This is a genomic window from Gluconobacter sp. Dm-44, from assembly GCF_018256175.1.
Taxonomy (GTDB): Bacteria; Pseudomonadota; Alphaproteobacteria; order Acetobacterales; family Acetobacteraceae; genus Gluconobacter; species Gluconobacter cadivus.
In genome coordinates this window covers 1-23,308 of the sequence record NZ_JAERLZ010000009.1, presented here as the reverse complement: position 1 = coordinate 23,308, position 23,308 = coordinate 1, and the positions used below count along the sequence as shown (strand labels likewise).

The 23,308-nt window shown below is 56.0% G+C and carries 23 protein-coding genes and 2 pseudogenes; 13 read left to right on the top strand and 12 right to left on the bottom strand.

What is annotated here, in order from left to right:
* Nucleotides 1-52: 52 nt before the first annotated feature.
* The gene (locus JK213_RS11030; protein ID WP_211571511.1) at nt 53-229 is read left to right on the top strand and encodes a hypothetical protein; all 177 of its coding nucleotides are present in this window, start codon (nt 53-55) and stop codon (nt 227-229) included.
* 348 nt (nt 230-577) lie between these two features.
* On the opposite strand, the gene JK213_RS11025 is transcribed toward JK213_RS11030, so the two are convergent.
* Nucleotides 578-730, bottom strand: coding sequence for a hypothetical protein (locus tag JK213_RS11025; protein WP_194257252.1), 153 nt, complete (start codon nt 728-730; stop codon nt 578-580).
* 266 nt (nt 731-996) lie between these two features.
* On the opposite strand from JK213_RS11025, the gene JK213_RS11020 reads away from it, so the two are divergent.
* Both JK213_RS11020 and JK213_RS11015 read left to right on the top strand, forming a co-directional pair.
* A complete protein-coding gene (locus JK213_RS11020; protein ID WP_211571510.1) occupies nt 997-1,653 on the top strand; it encodes a hypothetical protein in 657 nt (218 codons plus the stop codon).
* 92 nt (nt 1,654-1,745) lie between these two features.
* Nucleotides 1,746-1,967, top strand: a complete 222-nt coding sequence (locus JK213_RS11015; RefSeq protein WP_211571507.1) for a hypothetical protein — start codon at nt 1,746-1,748, stop codon at nt 1,965-1,967.
* Between the two features lie 158 nt (nt 1,968-2,125).
* Here the strand turns inward: JK213_RS11015 and JK213_RS11010 are convergent, their stop codons facing one another.
* The 4 genes from JK213_RS11010 to JK213_RS10995 form a co-directional block, all read right to left on the bottom strand.
* Nucleotides 2,126-2,512: a hypothetical protein gene (locus tag JK213_RS11010; RefSeq protein ID WP_211571504.1), complete on the bottom strand. Its 387-nt coding sequence runs from the start codon at nt 2,510-2,512 to the stop codon at nt 2,126-2,128.
* A complete protein-coding gene (locus JK213_RS11005; protein WP_211571502.1) occupies nt 2,509-3,162 on the bottom strand; it encodes a hypothetical protein in 654 nt (217 codons plus the stop codon). The genes JK213_RS11010 and JK213_RS11005 overlap by 4 nt, the downstream gene beginning before the upstream one ends.
* Nucleotides 3,150-3,941: a hypothetical protein gene (locus tag JK213_RS11000; protein WP_211571501.1), complete on the bottom strand. Its 792-nt coding sequence runs from the start codon at nt 3,939-3,941 to the stop codon at nt 3,150-3,152. Before JK213_RS11000 ends, JK213_RS11005 begins: the two co-directional genes overlap by 13 nt.
* 83 nt (nt 3,942-4,024) lie before the next feature.
* Nucleotides 4,025-4,858: a hypothetical protein gene (locus JK213_RS10995; RefSeq protein ID WP_211571500.1), complete on the bottom strand. Its 834-nt coding sequence runs from the start codon at nt 4,856-4,858 to the stop codon at nt 4,025-4,027.
* 324 nt (nt 4,859-5,182) lie between these two features.
* Here JK213_RS10995 and JK213_RS10990 point away from each other — a divergent pair, with 324 nt between their 5' ends.
* The 4 genes from JK213_RS10990 (at nt 5,183) to mobF (ending at nt 9,375) form a co-directional block, all read left to right on the top strand.
* Complete coding sequence (locus JK213_RS10990) at nt 5,183-5,419, top strand: BrnA antitoxin family protein (RefSeq protein ID WP_228123965.1); 237 nt, start codon at nt 5,183-5,185, stop codon at nt 5,417-5,419.
* Nucleotides 5,409-5,792 carry a type II toxin-antitoxin system PemK/MazF family toxin gene (locus tag JK213_RS10985; protein ID WP_061928995.1) on the top strand — a complete coding sequence of 128 codons (384 nt, stop codon included), beginning with the start codon at nt 5,409-5,411 and terminating at the stop codon, nt 5,790-5,792. Before JK213_RS10990 ends, JK213_RS10985 begins: the two co-directional genes overlap by 11 nt.
* 104 nt (nt 5,793-5,896) lie before the next feature.
* Entirely contained in the window at nt 5,897-6,082 is a 186-nt protein-coding gene (locus JK213_RS10980; protein WP_249200594.1) for a hypothetical protein, read from the top strand.
* Nucleotides 6,083-6,171: 89 nt separating this feature from the next.
* Nucleotides 6,172-9,375: a MobF family relaxase gene (mobF, locus tag JK213_RS10975; RefSeq protein WP_211571499.1), complete on the top strand. Its 3,204-nt coding sequence runs from the start codon at nt 6,172-6,174 to the stop codon at nt 9,373-9,375.
* Between the two features lie 1,625 nt (nt 9,376-11,000).
* Here mobF and JK213_RS10965 read toward each other — a convergent pair.
* Nucleotides 11,001-11,141: pseudogene (locus JK213_RS10965) on the bottom strand (IS5/IS1182 family transposase); the annotation flags it as partial.
* A gap of 244 nt (nt 11,142-11,385) precedes the next feature.
* On the opposite strand from JK213_RS10965, the gene JK213_RS10960 reads away from it, so the two are divergent.
* Together JK213_RS10960 and JK213_RS10955 are read left to right on the top strand one after the other, a co-directional pair.
* Nucleotides 11,386-14,451: a TonB-dependent siderophore receptor gene (locus JK213_RS10960; RefSeq protein ID WP_249200610.1), complete on the top strand. Its 3,066-nt coding sequence runs from the start codon at nt 11,386-11,388 to the stop codon at nt 14,449-14,451.
* 190 nt (nt 14,452-14,641) lie between these two features.
* Entirely contained in the window at nt 14,642-15,721 is a 1,080-nt protein-coding gene (locus tag JK213_RS10955; protein WP_211571498.1) for an IS5 family transposase, read from the top strand.
* Between the two features lie 147 nt (nt 15,722-15,868).
* Here the strand turns inward: JK213_RS10955 and JK213_RS10950 are convergent, their stop codons facing one another.
* Nucleotides 15,869-16,630, bottom strand: a complete 762-nt coding sequence (locus tag JK213_RS10950; protein WP_141354605.1) for an SDR family NAD(P)-dependent oxidoreductase — start codon at nt 16,628-16,630, stop codon at nt 15,869-15,871.
* Nucleotides 16,631-16,730: 100 nt separating this feature from the next.
* Here JK213_RS10950 and JK213_RS10945 point away from each other — a divergent pair, with 100 nt between their 5' ends.
* Nucleotides 16,731-17,624, top strand: a complete 894-nt coding sequence (locus JK213_RS10945; RefSeq protein WP_211571497.1) for a LysR family transcriptional regulator — start codon at nt 16,731-16,733, stop codon at nt 17,622-17,624.
* Between the two features lie 404 nt (nt 17,625-18,028).
* Here the strand turns inward: JK213_RS10945 and JK213_RS10940 are convergent, their stop codons facing one another.
* Nucleotides 18,029-18,922 carry a LysR family transcriptional regulator gene (locus JK213_RS10940; protein WP_349291799.1) on the bottom strand — a complete coding sequence of 298 codons (894 nt, stop codon included), beginning with the start codon at nt 18,920-18,922 and terminating at the stop codon, nt 18,029-18,031.
* 133 nt (nt 18,923-19,055) lie between these two features.
* Between JK213_RS10940 and JK213_RS10935 the strand changes: the two genes are divergently transcribed.
* From JK213_RS10935 to JK213_RS10925, 3 genes and pseudogenes are all read left to right on the top strand, one after another.
* Complete coding sequence (locus JK213_RS10935; RefSeq protein WP_141354613.1) at nt 19,056-19,682, top strand: glutathione S-transferase family protein; 627 nt, start codon at nt 19,056-19,058, stop codon at nt 19,680-19,682.
* The gene (locus JK213_RS10930; RefSeq protein WP_211571495.1) at nt 19,679-20,086 is read left to right on the top strand and encodes a VOC family protein; all 408 of its coding nucleotides are present in this window, start codon (nt 19,679-19,681) and stop codon (nt 20,084-20,086) included. Before JK213_RS10935 ends, JK213_RS10930 begins: the two co-directional genes overlap by 4 nt.
* A gap of 125 nt (nt 20,087-20,211) precedes the next feature.
* Nucleotides 20,212-20,634 (top strand): annotated as a pseudogene (locus tag JK213_RS10925) (transposase); the annotation flags it as partial.
* A 115-nt stretch (nt 20,635-20,749) separates the two neighbouring features.
* On the opposite strand, the gene JK213_RS15910 reads toward JK213_RS10925, so the two are convergent.
* The 4 genes from JK213_RS15910 to JK213_RS10910 all read right to left on the bottom strand — a co-directional run.
* On the bottom strand, nt 20,750-21,469 hold the full coding sequence (locus tag JK213_RS15910; protein WP_249200593.1) for a hypothetical protein: 720 nt from the start codon (nt 21,467-21,469) through the stop codon (nt 20,750-20,752).
* A 15-nt stretch (nt 21,470-21,484) separates the two neighbouring features.
* The gene (locus tag JK213_RS15905; RefSeq protein WP_249200591.1) at nt 21,485-21,838 is read right to left on the bottom strand and encodes a hypothetical protein; all 354 of its coding nucleotides are present in this window, start codon (nt 21,836-21,838) and stop codon (nt 21,485-21,487) included.
* Nucleotides 21,839-21,843: 5 nt separating this feature from the next.
* Entirely contained in the window at nt 21,844-22,245 is a 402-nt protein-coding gene (locus JK213_RS10915; RefSeq protein WP_211571493.1) for a hypothetical protein, read from the bottom strand.
* 556 nt (nt 22,246-22,801) lie between these two features.
* The coding region (locus JK213_RS10910; protein ID WP_211571492.1) for a TolC family protein at nt 22,802-23,308 on the bottom strand (507 nt) is incomplete at its 5' end.

Sequence of the window (23,308 nt, the reverse complement as noted above, 5' to 3'; positions counted from 1 at the left end):
GCCCCCCACAGGGGGGCTGCGCCAGGACAGCGAAGAAGGCTAGAATACCCCCATGTCACGACAAACCGCAATCCGCATTGGGGCTCTGGTCTTTCAGGCAGCCATTCTTCTCATGATCTGGAAGGGCTTTCTGCATCCCACCCGGGGAGGTCTGCTGGTTCTTGCCGTCGGGTTTGTAGCGTTTTTTCTCACGCGGGAGTCTTCGGGCAAAAATCAGGGTCATAGGTAAAAAAAGCAAAAGAGAGATCGGGGCGGCCCTGAAGGGTTCGCTCACTCTATCTCACTAGGCTCCTGCGTCGCCAAGTTCGACCGAGCCACAGGGTCCAGCCGCCCTCAACCGGGCGTCTGGACCCTGCGTCTCGGCCCTTCCGGGTAACGGTTCACCCGCATTCTTTCCTCTGAACGAATGGTCCCGGACTGGGTGATCGGTTCGTGAGACGGCTCCTCGTCCCTCCCGAACGGTCCTGAAGGACCGCCCGGGAGGGACGTTCCACGACAGCGTCCTCGCATCCAGCATTCAGTCTGACAGTCGCCGTGCCAGTCCGTAAAGCCTCTCCGCGACCCTCGGCGGCAGGTGTCAGGCCCGCATCTGCTGCAGGGCCGCACGCGACCCCGCATCAGCCGCAGACCAGCCACCCTTGCTCAGGACGCTCCGGGCTTGACGGCCTGTCCCGTCGACCGTCTTGGCCGATGGCAGGATGGGCTCAGGAAAACGCCACTGTCGTTCCACTCTCGTCGCCGTCAGTGTGCTCGCCGCACGGGCAGGATGGGTCTAGGAAAACGACAGGTATTCATAAAGTAATCAAGAAATCTTTTTACTTGCCGCACAAAAATAAATCGCGCTTTATGGCGGTTTTCTGTGCTTTTTCTCTTGTCACGAAAGGCCGAAAAGGCTATCTTTTACTTGTCGAGAGGGATTGGCCCTCAAGACAAAGCGCCCCGAACGGTGTTACGACCACCGAACGGGACTTCGCTAGACTAGAAAGGTTCAGTTTCATGTCCGACGCATCCAACACCATGTCCCAGAACGCTTCTCAGGGCAACTATTCCCCCGCCGCTGTTCGTCGCTTCAACGAAGCCCAACGCCGCACCAAGGCTCTTGCCTCTCCGGGTCTCGCAGACATTCTCCGTCTCGTTCCGTCTGATGACCAGATGTCCAAGATCGTGCTCGCGTTCGGCGTTGAGGCCGGTGACGTTGACGAACTGACCGGGGCAGGGTCCAACATGGTGCGCGAGCAATACGACCTGATGTTTCCCATCCTCGTGACCCGCATCCGGGGCGAGGAGAATTTCAACGGCCTGCGGATGCACCTCGACCGCGTGGTGGATGGTCTGATCCGTTCCGCCTACGGCGCCGCAAACTTCTATGAGAACCGCCGCACAATCGCCAAGGATGCCGCAGACAGTTTCGCAAACGGGGACCGTGACGAAGACCGCATGGGCGTGGACGGTGGCGAAAACCGCGTAGACGGCTTGCGCCGCATTGCCGCCGAAAACGGCGCGAAGGCTTACGCGCTCTCCTGCGTCGCTTCTGGTGCCTGTGCCGCTTATGAGGAACTCATGGGTCAGGCTTGGAAGCCCTACACCCGCGACAATGGCCGCAGCCTCTCCCGTGACGTCGCCGCCGTTCAGGCCGACGCCATGGGCTTCTAAGTCAAGCCCGCCGCGCCCACAGGGCGCGGCCTCTTCCTGTCTCTCTGCACATCGAAGAGCGACCGGCCCCGCCCGGTCGTGGAGCCTGTCCCATGTCTCACCCACCCGCCGAATATGTCCCGGACGTTAGCGCTAAGAGCCTTCCTCTCAGGAGGCTGGAGCACCTTGCGCGTGGTTTCGCCATCGCGGACGCCCTCATGACTTTTTTGGAAAATACCCGCTTTGATTCCAGCATCGAGAAGGCCGCAGAGGATGCGCGCGCCGCAGGTGCCACCCCCGAGGAGATCCGGGCCGCCTCGAACGGCCTCGCCTGATCGGCCTCGGCCAGGTCCACACACGCAAAAGGCGGTTCCCCTGGGAGCCGCCTTTTTTGTTGTCCGGTCAGACCGCGCCAAAATGGACACAACCGCGCAAGCGCGGCTGTGAAGTATATTGCGTCAGGGCTTCGCCCTGGCGGTGCCTGCGCGAGAGATCACGGCCAAGACAGCGTCGGTCCGGCCACAGACACGAGGATCGCCAGACCCGTCAGTCCTGCGACAGACCAGACCAAGGCCGCATGGCTTTCGAAACGAACGAAAAGATAAAGGCCGACGCAGGAAATGGGCAGCACTCCAAAAGCGCCTACAGGAAACGCAGCAAAGCCCAGTGATGGACTGAAAATCATATGGGCACACGCGCCGCCGAGGAGTGAGAGGCACCCACTTCCCCAGAGCACCAGCCGGAGCGGGCTGGCGTAAATCTCCTGCAATGCGTTCGACCCGGAAACAAATCGTGCGATCGGCGCAATCCGCAAGCGGATCACGCCGATCGCATGACCCCTGAATGACGCAAAACCTTTCCAGACGCGCCCGAACGTCATGACCGACTGGTCCCGATGCCCTGAGAGGGCAGCGTCAGGGGGCACCACTGCATCCCGGTCGGCTTGTCATATTGAAGGTGCTCGGAGCAGAAATGACCTCTCACGGTCTCCTCCGAGGAAACGCGGCTCCCGCTCCAGTAGCCCAGTGTCACCAGACCGGCCGCGATAACAAAGGCCATGAAAATCCGGTTCCAGCGGATCTGGCGGTAGAACAGTTCCTCGTTCTCAGGAAGGCGCTTCTTGAGAGCCTTGAACAGATCCTCTTGCTGCGCCACGACATTCTTCGTCAGCGCCTGCTCGATGTTTTTGACAATCTGCGCCACGGCCGCCGTCTGTTCCCGCTCGAGGAAAATTTCCTGTGTGCGGATCCGGCTCTCTCCAGACGCCTTGAGGCTTTCAACCTGTTCGACCCCGCGTGTCAGCTGCTCCCGGAGGTCCGCCAGTCCCGTCTCAGCAGTCCGCGAGGCCGCTGACAGTGCCTCAGCCGCCCGGTCGAACCGTGCACTGGCCAGACTGATGCCCTCAGACTGGGAAATCATGATCAGACCCAGAGGGCTGGAGGGCTCTATCCCCGCATCATGCAGGCTTGCCAGAAGGCGCTCACGCGCCTCCTGTGTGGTCGAGGGGGGGAGGCTGCTTACGGCAGCCATTCGGCCACGCCTTCTTCTTTGATATTGTGCTCGAACGCTTCAAGCCATTTGACGGTCATGTGCTTCCAGAGCGGATTGACCATGGTGCCGTCAGCCTTCGGCTTGTCCGCCACCACGTCAAAGACGTTCATGTCATCACCCTCCAGATACTTCATGCATGTCAGAGCAGGGAAGACGATCGGGCGCACACCTGCTGCCTCCATTTCTGCCAGTCGCGGATCTTCTTTGAGCCACAGAAAGGGATCGATAGATCGGGACGACGAACGGAAAAGACCCTCGTTCAGGAAGAGGATTGAATCGCCGCCCCTGAAAGCCCCAGACTCCCAGATGCGATAGGCGTGATCGAAATCGTCCCGCTCCGGACCGGTGAAATATGCGAAAGTCGGATTGACGCCATTGGCTTTCAGAAAGTCCGCCAGATGGGATTCTGCTGCCAGCTCTTCACTGACCCGGTCACCGCCGCCCATATCGATCGCGAGGGAAGCATTGTGTTCGAGTGCCTGCGCGAGTGTGTTGGCCAGCCAGAGCTTGCTCCCTTCCAGTTCCGCGTTGGCCGGGCGTTTGACGCCGTGCTTGCCTTCGGGTGGAAACAGCTTGGACAGCATCGGGTTATTCGGATCGCCATCCGCTGCCAAAACGTCCCGGCCTGCCTGAATGGCCCAATAGATGAAAATGGCGAGCGCGAGGCTCCCACCGCTTCGGCCCCGAGCGATACGCCAGACGGCGCGCCGCCGTGGGGGCTCTTTCTTAACCGGTGGCGTTGTGGGCTTTTCTGCCATGGTGCCTGTGTCTCCTGATGTTGCGGGGAAGTCTCCCGTCCCAGAAGGATCTCACAGGCCGATGTGAGTGCGGTTCATCCGGATCAGTACAGGTTCGGAATGCAGCTTTTGGCGCCACGCATGACGAACTTTTCTTCCGGCGTCATCGTCAGGTTTGTCGGATGACGATGACGCAGAAGAAGGCCCACGTCTCGCAGCCAGTTTTTCTCGTATTCGTAGTTTCGCTTGCTGGGATATCCGGGCAGATCATCACCGTAACGCCACGCGTTTCCTGTGAGGCGATTGATATCACCCTTGCGAACAGGAGGAAGCTTCGGGTCGACAGGCAGGTAAGCACGTTTCGACACGCCCTTGAGCACCGGAAGATCCAGCGTGATGAACTCTGATGGATCAGACGGCGCAATCTCGCTCTGCTGTGCGCTCGCGGCGAGTTGCTGGGCGCGCTCCTGACGCTGGACTGCCGCCCTGGCATGAGCGTCCTGAACTTCGGCCTGCTTGGTTGTAGCGTAGCTCTCGGCCCGGTCTGCTTCCTGCATCCGCTGGGACAGCGTTTCAGCCTCAACCGCTTCGGCATCCCGGCTCGCCTTCGCGGCTTCGCGGGCTGCCTTCTTTTCTTCGGCCAGTCGCTCTGCGGCGGAGGCCGCATCGGCATGGCGTTGCCTACGGGCTTCGAGCGTCTTTCCGACCCGGTTCCAGAGCAACTTGGCGCATCCTACGGACGGCGCTTCGCCCTTCGCATTCGTCAGTCCGACTTCGGTAAACCACGCGCACAGGGCCTTCCAGTTCAGACGCCGACCATCGAGAGCCGACAGAAGCTCATCGCGGTGCGCTTCCATCCAGACACGTAGAGACGTCGCACCAGACGCCTTTTCAAGCGCTCCAAGAGCTCCCTCAATCCCGATGCTGGCGGCAGTCATGTGTGTCCTCACAGGGGCTTGCTGACGCTGCTACTGGCGTCTGAGTTGCACTCTAGAACGATATCGCGTCGGTATCAACAGATATCGCTTCGCTATCGCGTCGGTATCAAAAGAGTATCACAAGAGTATCAGTCTTTTTCTTTTTCCATACACAAATGCAAACTTTCAGTTTGCGCTTCGCGCCACCCTGCGGGTGTTGCATCCGGCGGGGCAGGGACGGGCCGAGGCCGAAAACATCTCGGCGCATTCTGCCCTGCCAAATATGTTGTTTTGCACTACAGAATTGCGCTACGTTAACGACGTTCTGAATGTATGGAGTGTGTCATGGCATCCCCCCTTTCGATCCGTCTGGACGAGCGGCTGCGCACTGACCTGGAGCAGGAAGCAACGGCGCGCGGTATCCCTCTGAGCCAGCTCATTCGTGATCTTCTGGAGACAGGGGCAAAGAGTGCGCGCCGAGACCGTATCCGCAGGGACAGTGCGCGTGTTGCCCGCTACGTCGCTGCAACGCCTTCCGCCCAGGCACTTTTTGAAGAGGCTGGCGGAACCCATGGCGCCTGATCGGCCGGTCGCTATGGCAGCGATTTTCTCGCCTGGAGAAATTGTGCTGGCGGACTGGCGCGGAGATGCCCTGCCGAAGGAGCCCAACAAGCGTCGGCCGGCTGTTGTTGTCGAAGACGACCTCTTTCCGCCTGAGTGGCCGAACGTGATGCTCGTGCCGCTGACCGACGATGAGAACCTCGTCATTCCGGATCTGGCGGTACGGATCGACCCAACAGCTGATAACGGCTGCACCAAACCCTGTTGGGCAGTCAGTGCTCTGCTTACCACCACATCCAAGCAACGTGTCACCGTGACAGGCAGCAAGGTGAGATCCGATCAGCTTGCTGCCATCAGACGTCAGATTGCGCTTCTGGTGGGATGCGACGGCTAGGCAGATAGTCTCCGAGACGATGTGGGCTCGGAGCGACAGTTTTTGTCGGCGAGCACTCACAACCACCTCGAGCAAAATGTCTCCTTTGCCCACGGAGACGATGCATGCCAGACGAAAACGTATTTGACCTCCCGCAACCGGTAGATCGCGAAGCGCCGTTTCAGCTCCTCGTTTTGCAACGGCTGGATCAGATCGGGGAGACGCTCGCCCAAATCCACCAGATGGTCAGCCCTCCAGAGAAAGCAGAAGAAGGCGAGGGCCTGGTCGAGGTCGTCGCGCGCATGGCCTAGGCCATGGAACAGCAGGGTGCCGCCCTTGAGACAATCTCGGCGCAGCTTGGCCGGCTTGAAGCTTCCACCTTCTCTGCGCCGGTTGGAAGATGATCACTTACCGGAAGATTTCTGCGGCAGGTGCCGGCAAGCTGATCGTCGCCTATCTGAGAGAGAATCAGTCCGAGCCGGAGAAGGATGCCCGCTTTGAACGGGAACGGAGCGATCCGACCCGTGATACAGGTGACAGGCTGACAACCTACTATACCGGTCGGGAAGGGCGGGGAATGTGGTCGCCAGATATGGGCCCCCGGATCGCTGATGCGCTAGGCATTGACGTCATGAAGGTGCCGACAGACCAGGCGCTGGCAAATCTGTTCGAGGCGAAGCGCGCTGACACAGGTGAGAAATGGGCCAACACAGGCCGGAAGCGTGAGCACTCGGCCATCGACTTCACAGCGTCACCCGATAAATCAGTGACGCTTGCCGCTGAATTTGCGTCGACGGATGCCGAGCGGGCGCTCATCTGGAGCGCAATTCACAAGGCCAACGACAAGGCTATGGCGTTTATTGCCAAAGAGGTTGGCGTGGCGCGCAGAGGGTCAGGAAAGACAGCCACGCTGGAACGGGGGGAAGTCGCGTGGGTATCGTTCCGGCACTACACGGCACGACCGGTCATGAAGATTCAGGATGGCGCAAAAGGCCCCACGGCGGCGGTGGAAGTTCCGGTGCCGGGGGATCCACAGGCGCATATTCACAATCTGCTTTTGAATGCCGTAGCGACCGAAAGCGGCCATTTGGGTTCGCTGGACAGTGCTCGCATTACCAGTGCGACGTCTTTCATGTTCGGGGCGTATTTCCAGGCGGAACTTGAAGGCGAACTTCGCAAGCTCGGTATCGCGGTGCATGTCGATGAGAGCGGCCGGGCAATCGCGATTGATGGTGTGCCGCGAGAAGCCTGTGAGCTTTTTTCAAAGCGGCATTCCCAGGCGGAGAAAATGGGAAAAGCCTATGCCAAACGGCAGGGCCTGGACTGGAACGATCTGTCGGCCGAGCGGAAATTTTCAATCCTTCACAACGCAAATCTCGCTTACCGCTCAAAGAAGTACAATGGCAGCAACGACAGGGAGTTCTGGCTTGAGCAGGCTCACGACATCGGGTGGTATCACGATACTGTCCTGACCAATGAGAAGGTCCAGCCATTAGGGCGCGCTGAGCGCTACGAACTGGCTTATGCGATTGCGGCGAAGAAATTGGCTGAGGAGTTTCGGACAGCTGCTGTTCTCGACCGGGACACGTTCCGGACCCATGCCGCACGGGGTCTCATTGCGGCTGGCATTGAAGGCACGCAGGACGTCGAGCGGATCGCCGATCTGATCCAGGAGCGTGGCATTGAGATCGACGGTCAACTGGTCCGCTTTCTGGAGCGCGAGCAGGACGGCCGCCTCCGGGTCGCGACAAGCGCCCAGATCGCGCTCGAAAAGGACATGGCCCGTCTTGCCGGCCTGTCTGCGCGGACGCGGGACGGCGCGCTCAGTGACGAGCAGATTGCCGCAGCCGTCGCCCGGTCGGGTCTCGACTTTACGCGCGAGCCGTCCCACGGCGCCGCGCAGCTTGCGGCCATCAATGCGCTTGGTCAGGCGGGCGGTCTGGGCTTCCTGATCGGTGTCGCCGGCTCCGGTAAAACGACGCTTCTGAAGCCTCTGGTCGACGCCTGGCACGATGATGGTCGCACCGTCATTGGCGCGGCCATTGCCTGGCGCCAGGCCGATGCTCTGAAGGATGCGGGCATTTCCCAGACCTACGCGATGACTCCCCTTCTGGACGGTCTGGCGCAGGGAAAGATTGTCCTCGATCGGCAGTCGGTTCTGGTCCTTGATGAAGTCAGTCAGGTCTCCCCGCGTCAGCTGCTTGAGATCCATCAGCTTCAGCAGGAAAAAGGTTTTGCCCTTCGGTTGGTGGGCGACCGGGAACAGGCCCAGGCGATCGAGGCCGGCGACGCTGTCGAACTGCTTTTGCGGGTTATGCCCAAAGAGGCGCGTCCGGAGCTGTTGAGCACGATCCGCCAGAAGTCCGCGCGTGGTCGGCAGATCGCCAGCATGTTCCGCAGTCCCGGCCGCGACCTGAGCCAGACCGAGGACGAGCAGAAGAAAGCCGATATCGCCCGGGCGCGTGAAGCCATCGACATGAAGCGCAAGGACGGCACCATCCGACTTGTGGGGGGCGACCATGACCAGGTCGTCGAGCAGATCGCTGACCTGTATCTTCGGCGTCGCGACATGCTGACCCAGGCCGGATCGCAACGGGGCATCACCATGTCGGCGCCGACCAACGAAGACGTCATGGATCTCAGCCGTGCCGTCCGCGACCGGCTGCGCAAGCGTGGCGAGATCGGGCAGGCGGAAATCGTCAAGGCCGCCATCGATCAGCGTGGCGTCACCTATGAGCTGCCTCTCGCTGTTGGCGACCGGGTTCGGTTGTTTGCGAAAACCAGCGTCCGGGTGGAGACCGCGCATGGGCGTCGCTGGCGTGATCTGGGTTCGAATGGCGACTTCACGACCGTCAAAGGCTGGTCCGATGAGGGGCTGGTGTTACAGAATGCGAAGGGACGGGAAGGGCTCGTACCCTGGACCCGGCTGGCCGACCCGAAGACCGGACGCGTTCGACTGGGCTTTGGTCATGCCATGACGGTCGATGCGGCGCAGGGTGTGACGTCCGATGAGCATATCAACGCCATGCCGCGTGGATCTTCGGCCATGACCGGCTTTACGTCCTATGTCGCTGAAAGCCGGCATGTTCATCGCTGCTGGACGGCCGTGTCCGAAGGATCTCTCCGGGAAGCCGAGACGTTTTCGCGGGCTTTGGGTGATATCCGGCCGGTGACGGTCAACGATCTGTATGACCGTCTGGCATCTGACATGGGGCGACATCCCTACAAGTCGCTGGCCGTCGATCTGGCAAAAGCCCGCCTGGCGCACGAAGAAGCCAATACGCGCTGGATCCGGCAGAACCACGTCAATGAGCGCACCCGGCAGAAGGGGCAGTCACCGGGTGGTCAGGTGCGGCGACATATTGAGGAAGCCCCGATCCGGGATGTCCCGCGTGCGCAGTGGGATGATGTCAGTCGCAAACTGCGCAAGGCCGGCTATGCAGCGCAGGATGCCCTGAATGCAGCGCGGAGGGTTGAGGACCTGCAGGAACGGCGGCGGGCGCAGCAGGCCGAAGACCGGCTGCAGCAAGCTCGCGCGGCTGCACAGGCAGAAGAGCGGGAGCGCGATCGCACGCGGGTTCGTGGCACAGGACGCGGGATGTAGGTTCGAAGACGGAGGCGGCATGGAACATGCCGCCTCAGGTGCTATGCGAGTTCTTTGCCACGCGCATAGAGATTCAGGGCGTGCGTGACTGCCTCGACGGCCGCACGCTCATCCAGTCCAAGGGCCGACTCAAAGGCCACCAGCTCGGTCAGGAGTGCTTTGTCCAGATCCGCATGAAGCGGTTCCGTTGTACGGGGCAACTGAGCGGACGGAGGAACGAGGGTCTCAAATAGCTTTGCGAACGGCTTTTCTTCTGCCGATGTCTCATTGGGGAAGAGCAGGTTCAGGAGTTCCTGGGCGTCCTGTAGGGGCGTGCCTTCCGAATTGAGAACGACGCCGAGCCGCTGATATAGCTCTCCCAAGACTCCGGTTAACGGCCGGAGATCACCCTTTTCGATCCGATCGCGCCCTTCCTGAAGACGCCGAGCCACGTCATCTGCTTCTGTAGCCGGTTCCTTCGATACAGGGGCTTCAAGAGCGGGAGCCGCCGAAACTGTGGGGAACACCCTGTTCACGCCCTCTGGCTTGATGCCGGCATAGAACAATCGCGTGTAGATGCGCTTCCCTCGGAAGAGAATGATGGCCTGCCCCTGTCGAAGGTTCTGCACATCGCTCCAGGAGATCCGCTTCACGTCCCGGATGTCTGCGCGCTGCTGGTCTGCATAGACGCCCAGAGGGTTGGAACTGTCGAAGCCGGGGAGGACGCTGACAGGCATCGTTCCACCTGATTGTTCGATCCACTCCCGGGTTGGACCAGAGTCTTCGATATTTTCAAAGATCTTCAGCTTGGGATTGCCGAGAAGCGGAACGGTCAAATCCTTACCGAGCGTGGCGTAGAGAGTGCCCACTTCCTGAAACGAGATCAGCAGGGAAATGTTCAGCTCGCGACCCAACGCCATCATTGCGTCGATCCCGCGTGTCGCGAACTGACCGACTTCGTCCAGAACCAGAGGATAGGGCACCGTGGAGGACGATGCACGATTTACCACGCGGTCTTCATAGTCGCCCTCGATCGAGGTGCCGAGTGCCGCCGCCAGCGCGTAGCGCAGCGCCGTGATGACCGCCTTCCCCAAGGCGGCGTTCGTGTCCGGGTGGTTTTCGAGCGAGGGGAGAAGAACGACGAGAATACGCCGATTGAAGATGACGTCCCGAAAGTCCACATCACCGATATTGCACCGGAAGATATGCGCCAGCGTGGAACTCATCTGGGTAAAGGTTTTGCCGAAGCCACCCACCACATAGGAATGCTGCTCGCGAACCTTGTCCTGGTCTCCCACGCTTTTGGTGTTCGAGAAGCCACCCGTCTCCGTCACGTAGTCGCGGACCGGGTTCAGCAGGGTCCGGTCAAATTCTGGCGGAAGCTCGACTGTTCTCGTCTCAGCTGAATCCGCATCATAGTAGGTGAAGATCTGATCCTGATAGAGATCGCGCAGTTTCACGATGTCGGAGAACATCGTGCGGATCGTCTCGGACATAATCGGAATGCCAAGGTTGTCCCGGACCCAGACGAAGACATAGGACATGCCGCGAATAAGCGCTTCGGCCCTGTCGCGGAAATGCGCGGAGTTCCCCCCTCCGCCTTTCTTGTCTTCCGGCAGAAAGAGCGTGAGCAGAAGCTCGGTCATGTCTGCATAGGCCAGAGCCTTCTCCAGATCAGGACGGAACACTTCAAAATCCACAGTCCGGAAAAACGCTCCGAGCTGATCGCCAAGCCCGCTCAACCGGGCAAGTCGCTCTTCAACTTCAAAGAAAGCAGCCTGTTTCATAACGCCATTCCCTCAGTCAGAATCGGACGAACGGAATCACAGAGCAGACCTCAAAACCAGGGGGTTTTTCGAACCCTCCAGCTTGATTTGTGTTGCGAAAAAACAACTAACTGGTCAAACAGGGTCAAAATGTGACTTTTTTAATTTTAGGCCCAGTCGTCATGTGACAGGATGTTTCTGATACGAAATATTGTGGGATCATACATGATCCGCGCCCCTAGTTTTGACGGAGTAACCTGTGGCTATGAAAAAGGCTCGATGGACGACATCGCTCATGGGGGCAACTGCACTTGCGACTGTGCTTCAATTGCCACAAAGCGCGCATGCTGCCTCTCCTAGTGATACGGCAACGTCCAAATTAAAAAAGACTGAAACGTCAAGCGTAACAATAAAAAATCATAATCCAGAACCAATATCTGCTGCAAAGCGAAATGCTTTAAAGCAGAGCGTCGAAGCTCCAAAATCTCGTAGTGAAAATGTTGTCGTAACGGGTACATTGTTTCGCGACCCCAATACGACAAGCTCATCCGAAATTACTCATATCACACGCAAAGACATGCAGCAGCGTGGTCTCAAAACGGTGAATGATCTCGTTCAACAACTTTCCTCAAACGGGGCAGGAAATTTAACGAGCCAGTGGGCTTCTGGAGGAGGGTTTGCTCCAGGCGGATCAGCTCCGTCGTTGCGTGGGCTCAGTACTGACTCTACTCTTGTGCTCATCGACGGACAGAGAGGTTCTTATTATCCGCTTGCGGACGATGGCGAACGTGATTTTGTCGATACGACCTGGATCCCAATGTCTATCCTTGAAGGTATGGATGTTCTGCAAGACGGAGGTTCTGCAACATACGGTGCAGATGCAGTTGCAGGCGTAATTAACTTCAGAACCCGAAACGAGATTAAGGGTTTTGAAGGCAATGCCGAGGGTGGTCTGACCCAGCGTGGAGACCAAGGTCATCAGCGCTTATATGCTACATTCGGGCATGGTGATCTTGCTAACGACGGTTACAATTTTTACATCAATTCCGAATACCAACAGGATGATTCTTTATATTATCGCCAACTTCAATCGCCATATAATAGTGGGGATCTGACATCGTTGGGCGGTTCCAACGGAAACACAAATACTCTTCTTCCGGGGACAAATCAGTTTAATACAAACTTTACTGGTGCAACAACTACAGCTCTTGTTCGCCCTGCTGTCAATGGAAGTGGTGTTGGTGGATATAATCTTCTGAATTCTTCTGCTGGATGCGGTAGTAATCAGACAGGCGTCTCAGGTTACGGATTTTCCACAAATTATCCTAATTCTTTTACAAATGCATGCTCACAGAACGCAATGCGTTACAAGCAAGTCGCCCCTGATTTGCGTCGTATTAGCGCTACAGCACATTTGACGGCGAATGTCACAGATCAGTCGCAGTTGATTGCGATGTTTAACTGGTCTCAGGCGCGTACAATTACGACCGGGACGCCAGCATCCTATGGTTCGTATACACAGGATGAGTTGGCTGGTAATTCTCCCACCATTCTGCCGTGGGAGCTTTCGAATGGACAATTGAACCCGAACGATCCATACGCCGCACAACATCAAGATGCGCAAGTGGTTGGCTTGTTCAATCAAATTCCAGTAACTACCGATACCTCTAATAATTTCAGGGGATCAGTTCGTTATACTGGTTGGTCTCATTCGAATTGGGGTTCCGACTGGAATTATAATGCTGATTTTGTCGGCATGAATACGCTTCTTAATCAGGTGCAAACAGGACAGCCATACATCAGTCATTTAACAGCAGCGATTGCGGATGGGTCGTATAATTTTGTTGACCCGTCAAAAAACTCGCGTTCTGAAATGAATTATGTTTTGCCTGCGAACACTATTAACGCCCGTTCACAGGAATATTCAGGGCAGGTTGGTCTCAGTAAAGGGCTTTTCAAGCTTCCGGGCGGTATGGCTAAGCTCGCGATTGGAGCAAACTGGCGTTATGAATCCGTGAACGACCCAAATGCCAATCCAATTGACACAAGCAACTACGCGAATCAGTGGGCGAGTTACAATCCGGTCTCGCAGATCGGTCATCGTTGGGTTGAATCTGGTTTTTACGAGGCAAATTTGCCTATTGTAAAACAGTTCGTTGTTGATACGTCAGGTCGTTACGATCACTATTCAGAAGGCTTCAGCCATTTCTCTCCGAAAGTAGGCTTCCAGTTCAAACCAGTCAAACAGTTCACGTTACGTGGCACATTTAACCGTGGCTTTCGTGTGCCTAGTTTTGCGGAGACGGGCGGCCAGACGGAAGGTTTTACTCCGGTGACCTACGACACGTCCAATCCTGCTGTGCAAGCATGGATGGCGTCTCATGGAAATAGTGCTTATGTTCAATCAGGTAATTATCTTGGGCTAATGAGTGTAGGAAATCCGCATCTTCGACCCGAGATATCGACAAGCTACACCGTCGGTCCCGTCATAAAGCCTACGAATTGGATGACACTGTCTTTTGAATACTATTACATTAAGAAGGACCACTATATTACGACAGGAATTCTTAACCCTAATCAGTATTTCAATTCTTGGATTGAGAATGGAGGATCAAATTCCGGGGAGCCTTCTGGAATTACAGTTGTTCCAGGGCCAAAAGACTCTAACTATCCCAACGCATTAGCCGCGCCGGGTTATGTTGAGGGCGAATATATTAATGCCAAAAGTATGATGACTGATGGCTTTGATATGTCTATTGATGCGCACGCACGTCTTCCCGGCTTTCTGCACAACATTATGTGGTATAGTAAAGGGCAAGCAACGTTTGTTAGACGCTTTAATCAGGTTAATCCTGACGGTACTACGTATCGCTATGCTGGGACGCTTGGTCCCTATCAAAGCGTTTCTTCTTCTGGTACGCCACGTTGGAGAGCGAACTGGGCCAACACTTTTTCGTATAAAGGTTTAGCAGTTACCCCAACTGTTTATTATACGAGCGGTTATAAAACGGTCGCAGATGATAGTGGTATTGCATCTGCAGGAAGTAATGGACTGTATAGTCATAGTTGCGCCTACTCCTTGGGCATGAACCAGGCTAATGGACCTAATTATCCCACACAGTGCCGGGTTAAGGGATTCTGGGATGTTGATCTGACTGTTAATTATCAGATGAATAAACGTTGGTCTATTTATGCGAACGTTTATAACCTACTTGGCTTCCGCGCTCCTTTGGATTATGCGACTTACGGTGGTTATTTGTATAACTCGTCATGGTCTCAGAAGGGTGTTATTATGCGTTCCTTTCAGTTTGGCGTGAACGTTTCTCTTTAAGGTGGAGTTCTCGAAGAACCCTTGATTGATACGCTTGGCCCGTAATTTCTGGCTTTCGGCGATTTGATTAATGGTTCTTTGGGCCGTTTTTGATCTGCGTTTTGAGCAGTTGGAGGGTTCGAAAAACCCTCTGGTTTTGAGGCCCCCTTTGTGATTCCATTTTTCCGGTTTTTATTGGAGGAGTGGCGACATGAAGCAGGCGGGTTTCTTTGATGTTGAAGAGCGGCTTACTCGATTGAGCGGGCTTGGCGATCAACTCGAAGCGTTTTCCCGGACTGTGGATTTTGAAGCGTTCCGTCCTGATCTGGAAAAGGCCCTGGCGTATTCCGATGGAAGTAAGGGTGGGCGACCGCCATTTGATCCGGTGCTGATGTTCAAAATTCTGGTGATCCAGACGCTGAACAATCTGTCCGATGAACGGACGGAATACCTGATCAATGACCGTCTCTCCTTCATGCGCTTTTTAGGCCTGGGGCTGTCGGACCGTGTGCCGGATGCCAAAACACTCTGGCTGTTTCGTGAACGCCTGACACAGGCGGGTGCGATCGATGGGTTGTTCAACCGCTTTGATGCGACCCTGCTGAACGCTGGTTATCTGCCGATGTCAGGCCAAATCCTGGATGCCACGCTGGTAGCGGCTCCGAAGCAGCGCAATACCAACGATGAAAAGACTAATCTGCGGGAAGGACGGATCCCACAGGACTGGCAGGATAAACCGGCAAAGCTGTCCCATAAGGACAGGCATGCGCGCTGGACCCTGAAGTTTACCAAAGCGAAGCGACAGGAAGACGGGAGTATGCCCGCAACGGATCTGGCCATCCCCTTTTTTGGTTACAAGTCGCACATCTCCATCGATCGGAAATTTCGGCTGATCCGCAAATGGAAGACGACAGATGCCGCTGCCAGTGACGGCGCGCGATTGAGAGAGGGCTTGCTTGATAGAAGCAATACAGCCTCAACGGTCTGGGCAGACACGGCGTATCGCTCAAAAGCCAATGAGGACTTCATGGAAAAGCACGGCTTTGTATCAAAGGTTCACAGGAAAAAGCCGCATCTCAAACCGATGCCCCGGCATATCCAGCGGTCCAATGCAGGGAAGTCGGTGATCCGATCCCGTGTCGAGCATGTCTTTGCCGATCAGAAATCACAGACGGGACTGTTCGTCCGAACCGTAGGCTTAACGCGGGCCACCATGAGGATCGGGCTGGCCAATATCGTCTACAATATGCGCCGCTTTCTCCTCATGGAGAGGATTAACGCCGCCGCGTAGCAATCCAGAGCATGAAACCCTCTCTCTGCTCAAAACGCAGAGCGAAAGTCACCCCGGAAACCCTCAATCAAAGCGCCAAAAAACTAAAATCACCAGACAAGCGCATCAACCAACAGTTCTTCGATCCCTCCAACTGGCGACTTGCGCTCAGATAGTCTGGCCACCGGAGACCTCGATCCGTTGTGCATTGACCCAACGATTGTCCTCGGACAGCAGCGATGCGATCATCGGACCAATATCATCTGGCAGGCCTGGCCGCCCAAGTGCAGTTGCTTCCGCGACGTGCCGGGCCACGTCCGGATTGTCCCGTACGACACCCCCTGAAAAATCCGTCTGGATAGCGCCGGGTGCAACTGTATTGACGGCGATGCGTCGTGGGCCGAGTTCCTTGGCCATGTAATGTGTCATGACTTCTACAGCCCCTTTCATGGAGGCGTAGGCGATCCGGCCAGGGTAAGAGAAACGGGTTAACCCGGAAGAGATGTTCACGATCCGACCGCCATCCGCGATTAATGGCAGCAAAGTCTGTGTCAGGAAGAATGGACCTTTGACGTGAATACGGTAAGCAGTGTCAAAATCCTCCTCCGTCACCTCACCGAATAGGCCACTGTGCGAAGTCCCAGCCATGTTGACGAGATAGTCGAAACGCTCAGCGCCCCACTCGCCCAGCACGCTTCGCATTTCATTGGCGAAAGCCGGAAAGGCAGACGTCTCGCCTGTATCGAGTTGCAGGGCCACAGCGCGGGCCCCGCTGTGTTCGACACTCGCGACAACCGCGTCCGCAGCCGCTTTGTTGGCGTGATAGGTAAAGATCGATGAAACACCACGTCGGGCAAGCGCTTCGACGGTCGAACGCCCCAGGCCACGGCTTCCACCGGTGACGAGGGCAATTGTTTTGACTGCAGGCATGAGACTCTCCCCTTGATGAGACCCCATATTGCTCATTCCATCTCCCGTTCGATAAGATCGTACTTTCGGAAAGCATTGTTTTGCATCATGAAACAATCCCATGGACAGACTTGCTACGCTTGATCTTTTTATCCGCATTGTTGACCGTGGCAGCTTCAGTGCCGCGGCAGCCGCTTGTGGTGTTTCGCGGCCGGTCGCAACTGCTGCGATCAAGGCGTTGGAGGGCAGACTTGGCACCCGATTGCTACAACGTTCGACCCGTCACGTCAGGCCCACGGTGGAAGGGAGCGCCTATTATCGGCGATGCATTGCGATTCTGGCTGATCTCGAGGATGCGGATCGTGACGCGGCAGGCACTGTTTCCGGCATTTTGCGCGTGGATGCCGTCGGCTATCTCGCGCGTACCATCCTACTGCCGGCACTGCCTGAATTCCTGGCACGGCATCCTGCCCTGACCGTTCACCTCGGAGAGGGAGAACGGTTTGTTGATCTGGTCCGGGAGGGCGTGGATTGCGTTGTGCGGGCCGGCCCTCTTACCGACAGCGATATGGTGGCTCGGCCCTTGGGGGTCATGGAAGAAGTCACCGTAGCCAGCCCAGACTATCTGGCGCGGCATGGAATACCCGCGACACCAGAGGACCTTGAAGGCCATCAAATGATCGGCTTCGTATCGTCGCGCACCGGCCAGCCCCTGCCGCTGGAGTTCACGCACGAAGACGAAGTGATCGAGATAATACTGCCGACGCCACTCCTGGTCAGCGGGGCTGAAACCAGTGCCGCGGCCGCGCGGCAAGGTTTTGGCCTTGTGCAGGCTCCACGTTACCGCTTCCTTGATGATCTGGCGAATGGCAGGTTGATTGAGGTTTTGCCCGATTTTCCCCCGACACCTACACCGCTCTCGGTGCTCTATCCGAGCAACAGACAACTTTCTCCCCGTGTGCGTGTCTTTGTCGACTGGCTGGTGGAAATTATTGATTCGCGCTCATTTCTCTAACGGCGTGAGGTGGAGGGATCGAAAAGACGTAGTTTGATGTGCTTGTGTCGTGATCTCAGGCTTTTTGTGACTTGATTGATGGTTTTTGAGGTCGCTTTCAATCTGCCTATTGAGCAGATTGAAGTTAGCATTTTCTGAATTGCTATGTCGCGACGATCATTCTCTATAGGAAGGGTCTATTGTAAACGACATTGATAAGCCCGATCATCATGGTGGCTCGCGCGATGCCGACTGTTTGGACGAACAGTCGGTCTGTGATTTCTGATCAGTTAAAGACACACGCGACCGGATCCAGAACTTTATAGTATTCGATTTTTGGATAGGCCGCTATTCCGATTTTATATGCGAATTCTTCTTGTGAACTTGAGGTTTTTTGAACCCGTCATTTGTGATTGGGGCGTTTATTAGAAGTTACCTGTCATAAATCGTTCCTTCATGGCGGTAAGAAACATTCGAACATTAACAGTCTGGCGCTCTCTAGAGGGAAACAGCATGAACACAGGTAATGCAGACGTAGGAATGTCTTCCAGAACCCTGCGAAGCTGTCCTTTTTCGATAAAATCATGGCTTTGATACGATAACGCCCTGGTAATACCGAGGCCATCTTTGGCCGCCGCAAGGGCCGCGTCGACGCTATTGACGGAAAGGCGGGGTGAAATTCTTACTGAAGGGACATTTTTTCCGCCTATTCGCCATTCCGAATGTCCAGTTGCACATTCATCAATATCGATGAGGCTGTGTGCCGCGAGATCCTCGAGACTTTGTGGCTCTTTATGCTGTGCAAGATAAGCTGGGCTGGCAACAAAGACTTTCCGGACCTCACCAATTTTCTGCATTTTCAAGGCACTGTCCTGCGGCGGGGCAATCCGAAGGGCGAGATCGATTTCTTCCTCCACAAGATGAACAACCCGGTCAGTCAGGAAGAGACGTACAGTCAGTTTTGGCCAGGAGTTCAGAAGCCCCGTGACAACGGGAAGAACATGTAGACGCCCGAAAACAACTGGAGCGGTAATAGATAATACCCCTTGGGGCTCTGCGGCCCCCGCGCCTCGTGCTATGGCGACCGCATCATCTAGATCAGAAATCGCCGCGCGACACCGGGACAGAAACTCCGCGCCTTCCGTCGTTAGATGAACAGAGCGTGTTGTACGGTTGAACAGAAAGAGCCCGAGGGTCGTTTCTAGGCTTTGGATCGTCCGGGTCACCGTGGTGGCGGAAAGACCTAGTTTCCGGGAAGCGCCAACAAAGCTGACCTGATCGGCCACGGCCATGAAGATCCGTAATGTCTTAAGGTCGATCAGAGGTCTCTCCTAAGCTCCGGTAGATTGTGAGTGAAAACCACAATAGTGAACTGCTTTATTGATAGATTATCCCGCGCTGCGTTCCGTGGAAAGGCAATGCATCGGTTCAGTCGTTCCTTCGGGAGTCCCTATGAAACTCTACTATCATCCCCTTTCAGGACATGCGCATCGAGCGCATCTCTTTCTCAATCTTGCTGGCCTGCCTCATGAATTGAAACCTGTTGACCTTGCCGCAGGTGAGCAGAAAACTGCAAAATTTCTGGAGCTGAATGCATTCGGGGAAATTCCCGTCCTGGAAGATGGTGGCATCATTATTCCGGACTCCAATGCCATCCTTGTATATGCGGCACGGAAAATCGGTCCGTCTCATTGGCTGCCGGAGGACACCGTGACAGAGGCCGAAGTTCAGCGCTGGTTGTCCGTGGCAGCGGGAAAGATTGCGTATGGATGTTGTGCTGCACGTTTGGTGACAGTCTTTGGAGCATCTTTTGATACGACAGAAGTCATTCAGCGCGCTCACGACACACTTAGAGTTATCGAGCACGCCCTGAAGGACAGAACCTGGATCGCAGGAACCCAGCAGCCCACGATCGCGGACATCGCTCTTTACAGCTATATCGCAAGAGCACCGGAGGGAAATGTTGATCTCTCTGGATATGATGCGATTGCTGTCTGGCTGCAACGTGTGGAGAACCTGAAAGGCTTTGTCCCACTTCAGAAAACTGTAGCTGGCCTGGAAACAGGATGTGGACAATGAATTTCGCGCACCTGACGTTCGATCATGTTGGTATTCGTGTGACAAGTCTTGACGTTTCTGAACGGTTCTATGCCAAATTCGGCTTCATCCGCGACCCGGAAGAGTTCGCTCCGGCCGTGAAAGCCTGTGGGCTACACCACCCATCCGGACTTCGTATCCATCTCATTTTCAATGTCGTGCCAGATCCAGCCGGGAATGTTCTTATGGACGTTCCCGTCAAACGTCCGGGATATACGCATGCGGCGTTCATTGTTGAGAGCATAGCGGATCTGGTGCACTGGCTGGAACGGGAACAGATCGCCATCACGGAAGGACCAGTCCAGATGGGGCACGACAGACGCATCGTCTGTTTCGTTCGCGATCCGGACGGAAACGTCCTAGAATTTAATGAAATTCTCAAGTAATACAATGGCCTACAAAATAGGATGACGTAGCAATAGGTGTAGTATACATTTTTTATTTTGGTCCTATATACATATCTATCCAAAACATTGTTGGCAACGAAATAATTAACGGCTATTTATGTTTTATAGCTACCGAAACCGTCAGTTTGTATCAGTTTTTCCAGCGCTTCCCGCACGAGGAGGCTGCACGGCAATATTTTGAACAAAACCGCTAGAATGACAAAGTTTCCTGCCCTCATTGCGGCAGCTTTTCGGTGGCCGAGGTCAAGAATCACAGGCCGATGCCCTATCGCTGCCGCGACTGCCGTCAGCATTTCAGTGTCCGCACTGGAACTGTCCTCGCCGAAAGTCGCTTGCCGCTGCACAAGTTGCTTATGGCAATTTACATGATGACCACGGCGCGCAAAGGCATTCCTTCAACACAAATGGCTCGCGAACTCGGTATCACGCAGAAGTCAGCTTGGTTCCTCGCGCAGCGTATACGTGAAGCATGGTTGTTCAAAAAGGATGGCGGCATAGGCAATCACGTCCAAGTGGATGAAACCTGGAGGGATCGAAGAACCCTTGGTTGATACACTTGGCCTGTAATGTCTGGCATTTGGCGTTCTGATAGACGGTTCTTTAGGTCGCTTTTGATCTGCGTTTTCAGCAGATCGGGGGCTGTTACCCGCTGATAGCTACGCGCTCGCACTCAATCTTTCCAGGAAGAGGAAGCGGCGCATATGGCTTCATCAGCCTGGCAGCCAGATCCTCATAGTCGAACTGAACCGGGTCCAGCCGCATCGGCGGCGGAAGCTGCGGAATCTCTTCCTCGGGGATAGATTGTGTCGTGAAAGGATCATCCTTACGGGGCCGGCCGCGCTTTCGGCCGTGGATGGGGCGTGTTGGAGGTTTCACGACGTCTCGGAGCGCTCCCATGCCAGCCAGACCAAACAGGCGATGAGCCGTTCGGTGCGTGACTTCCACAACAATGCCTCGGTCCTGGAATACGCTGAGAAGCTGCAGCGCGCTCTTCATCGACATGCCCAGACGATCCGCCAGCATAGAGGCAGACATGAGCGGCTGGATCGCCAGCACATTGACCGCTTGGGGCGCACGGGAATGACGACGCTGTGCGCCGCACTTCTCAAGCGCCTGTGTCCTGGCTCGCTCCAGCTGGCGCAGAAGATCGAGCGCTTCTCGGGCCTCGGCTAGAAGAGCATCGAGCCACCAGCACAGCCAGGGCTCGATCTCCCAAGGCGTTCCCGGAGCGAGTGCTTCTATGCCGGTCAGGATCAAGGGCGCCCGGAGAATATCATGGGAGTGCCAGTACCGGCTTAACGCCGCGCAGAAGGGAGCACGAGGGTGACCGGCCTGTAACCAGCGATGAAAAGCGATCCCCACATCAAGGATCGGTCCTCACCCTGATGACTGATCATTCAGGAACGCTGCGGCTTCGGTAATGGCATTCGCCTGCATAGCATCCGGGCGAGCGTACCAGCGCCAGAGCGTAAAGGCATGGGATGCCGCATCCATGGCCGTACCGCGTTCATAGCCGTCCTGGCCGACCATTTTTGGCACGAGGCCGTGCAGTTCGGCAACCAGATACCAGGGATCGATCAGCCATCCGTCTACAGCGCTATGGCGCTGAATTGCATCCAGGCGTTGTCGGAACAGGAAGGCAGGTACAGGGGAACCATGTCTCAGCGCCTGATCCAGACGTCCCAGCTCAAGACTGAGACGGGTGAGCCTCTCGGCGAACGGAGGAACCATTGATCCTATGAGGCGTCACTTTTCGGATAGTCTCCAAGATGGATCACCTTCCCGGACGCGACGAGTTCTGCGTAGTGCTGCTTTACGTCCGTAGCAAAAGACATTTCAAACAACTTTCCACCCATAGCTTTGACCTTATCCATCGAGATCGGATGAGGGTCGTCCCGGATCGTACCGATGATGATAGGTCCGACCATTTCTTCGCCAAGGCGGGCGTTTCCGCTCCCACCGGGACCAGGGCCTTGGGCATGCACAGCTGACGATTTGGCGGAGCTGGCTTTCAGAGCAGCGAAAGTCCGGAATCCGTGGCGTTGGGAGAGTTGTTCAAGAGCCTGCGTATAAGACAAAGCACCTGACCGGCTTTCCTGTCGTGCCTGCTTTTTGAGCGCTTCAAAGGAAATCGTCATTTGAATCCTCGACCGGAAGGATGAGTCACAGGGCCTGATTTGCGCCACACTCCGAACAGGATGTCATGACTGTTTGTCTGAGAGACTTTTCCGTTATTTCACAGGCCGGAAGGCGCGCTGTGTCTCTCGCCTATGAACCTTCAATACCACCAAGCGGCCCGTAGCAACAGCATTCAAACACCCTAATATCCTCAAAAGGTAAGTCTCCGCCTTTTTTCTGAAAATCGCCCCCTTCCCGCACACTATGTCCGTTAATCTACTTTATCGGACATAGGGTCGAGACACCAAAAAAGACCCGCAAAGGTCTTTTCGAGGCATGTTCGACAGACGCCATGCAAGGAGAACGTCTGCTGCCAGAAAGACAGCCTGATCGTCTCTGGCCCTCTTTGCGAGAGACATTTTAACTCACGCAGGCTTGGAGCCGTCTCTCTGCGTTGCGGCTGACTTGGGGGGTGAACGGAATGTCCGCTTCCAGCGCAGGAATGCTCAGAAGAAGACATCAATTGTCCTCAACGGGAGCTCTAAACGCGGCACATAATGTCCAGACAGATCACTATCACTCCCAACCACCGCCGAGCGCCTGGAACAGATCAATCTGCCGATCAACAAGTTCAATCCGGGCGGATGACAGGCGTGTCTGCGCGTCGGCGTAATTTGCTTGCGCGTTAAGGACGTCGAGGAATGGTGTACGGCCGAAGCTTTGCAGTGTTTCGGCATCGGCGCTTGCCTTGCCGGCGGAGTTCGCCGCCCGCTCTAGGTCTCCCAGACGCTTACGTGTTTGCATGTAGACAGACAGGGCGGTCTCAGTCTGTTTTAATGCGAGTAGAATCGTTCCATCAAACGTGCCAAGCGCAGCACGGCCTTCTGCGCCGGCTTGCGCAATATGCGCGCGCGCCAAGACCCGATTAGGGAACGACCACGAGATCAATGGACCGACGCTCAAACCAAAAGACGACAACGTCAGGGCATGCGTTATCGACGTAGTACTCCCCACCGAGCCGCCAAGGCTGACCTGGGGATAGAGATCGGCTTCGGCGACGCCGATGCCGGCCGTCGCTGCGGC

Bases quoted from the DNA above. Each gene is read 5' to 3' on its own strand.
- JK213_RS11030 (WP_211571511.1), top strand. From the start codon at position 53: ATGTCACGACAAACCGCAATCCGCATTGGGGCTCTGGTCTTTCAGGCA.
- JK213_RS11020 (WP_211571510.1), top strand. From the start codon at position 997: ATGTCCGACGCATCCAACACCATGTCCCAGAACGCTTCTCAGGGCAAC.
- JK213_RS11015 (WP_211571507.1), top strand. From the start codon at position 1,746: ATGTCTCACCCACCCGCCGAATATGTCCCGGACGTTAGCGCTAAGAGC.
- JK213_RS11010 (WP_211571504.1), bottom strand. From the start codon at position 2,512: ATGACGTTCGGGCGCGTCTGGAAAGGTTTTGCGTCATTCAGGGGTCAT.
- JK213_RS11005 (WP_211571502.1), bottom strand. From the start codon at position 3,162: ATGGCTGCCGTAAGCAGCCTCCCCCCCTCGACCACACAGGAGGCGCGT.
- JK213_RS11000 (WP_211571501.1), bottom strand. From the start codon at position 3,941: ATGGCAGAAAAGCCCACAACGCCACCGGTTAAGAAAGAGCCCCCACGG.
- JK213_RS10995 (WP_211571500.1), bottom strand. From the start codon at position 4,858: ATGACTGCCGCCAGCATCGGGATTGAGGGAGCTCTTGGAGCGCTTGAA.
- JK213_RS10990 (WP_228123965.1), top strand. From the start codon at position 5,183: ATGGCATCCCCCCTTTCGATCCGTCTGGACGAGCGGCTGCGCACTGAC.
- JK213_RS10985 (WP_061928995.1), top strand. From the start codon at position 5,409: ATGGCGCCTGATCGGCCGGTCGCTATGGCAGCGATTTTCTCGCCTGGA.
- JK213_RS10980 (WP_249200594.1), top strand. From the start codon at position 5,897: ATGCCAGACGAAAACGTATTTGACCTCCCGCAACCGGTAGATCGCGAA.
- mobF (WP_211571499.1), top strand. From the start codon at position 6,172: ATGATCACTTACCGGAAGATTTCTGCGGCAGGTGCCGGCAAGCTGATC.
- JK213_RS10960 (WP_249200610.1), top strand. From the start codon at position 11,386: ATGAAAAAGGCTCGATGGACGACATCGCTCATGGGGGCAACTGCACTT.
- JK213_RS10955 (WP_211571498.1), top strand. From the start codon at position 14,642: ATGAAGCAGGCGGGTTTCTTTGATGTTGAAGAGCGGCTTACTCGATTG.
- JK213_RS10950 (WP_141354605.1), bottom strand. From the start codon at position 16,630: ATGCCTGCAGTCAAAACAATTGCCCTCGTCACCGGTGGAAGCCGTGGC.
- JK213_RS10945 (WP_211571497.1), top strand. From the start codon at position 16,731: ATGGACAGACTTGCTACGCTTGATCTTTTTATCCGCATTGTTGACCGT.
- JK213_RS10935 (WP_141354613.1), top strand. From the start codon at position 19,056: ATGAAACTCTACTATCATCCCCTTTCAGGACATGCGCATCGAGCGCAT.
- JK213_RS10930 (WP_211571495.1), top strand. From the start codon at position 19,679: ATGAATTTCGCGCACCTGACGTTCGATCATGTTGGTATTCGTGTGACA.
- JK213_RS15905 (WP_249200591.1), bottom strand. From the start codon at position 21,838: ATGGTTCCTCCGTTCGCCGAGAGGCTCACCCGTCTCAGTCTTGAGCTG.
- JK213_RS10915 (WP_211571493.1), bottom strand. From the start codon at position 22,245: ATGACGATTTCCTTTGAAGCGCTCAAAAAGCAGGCACGACAGGAAAGC.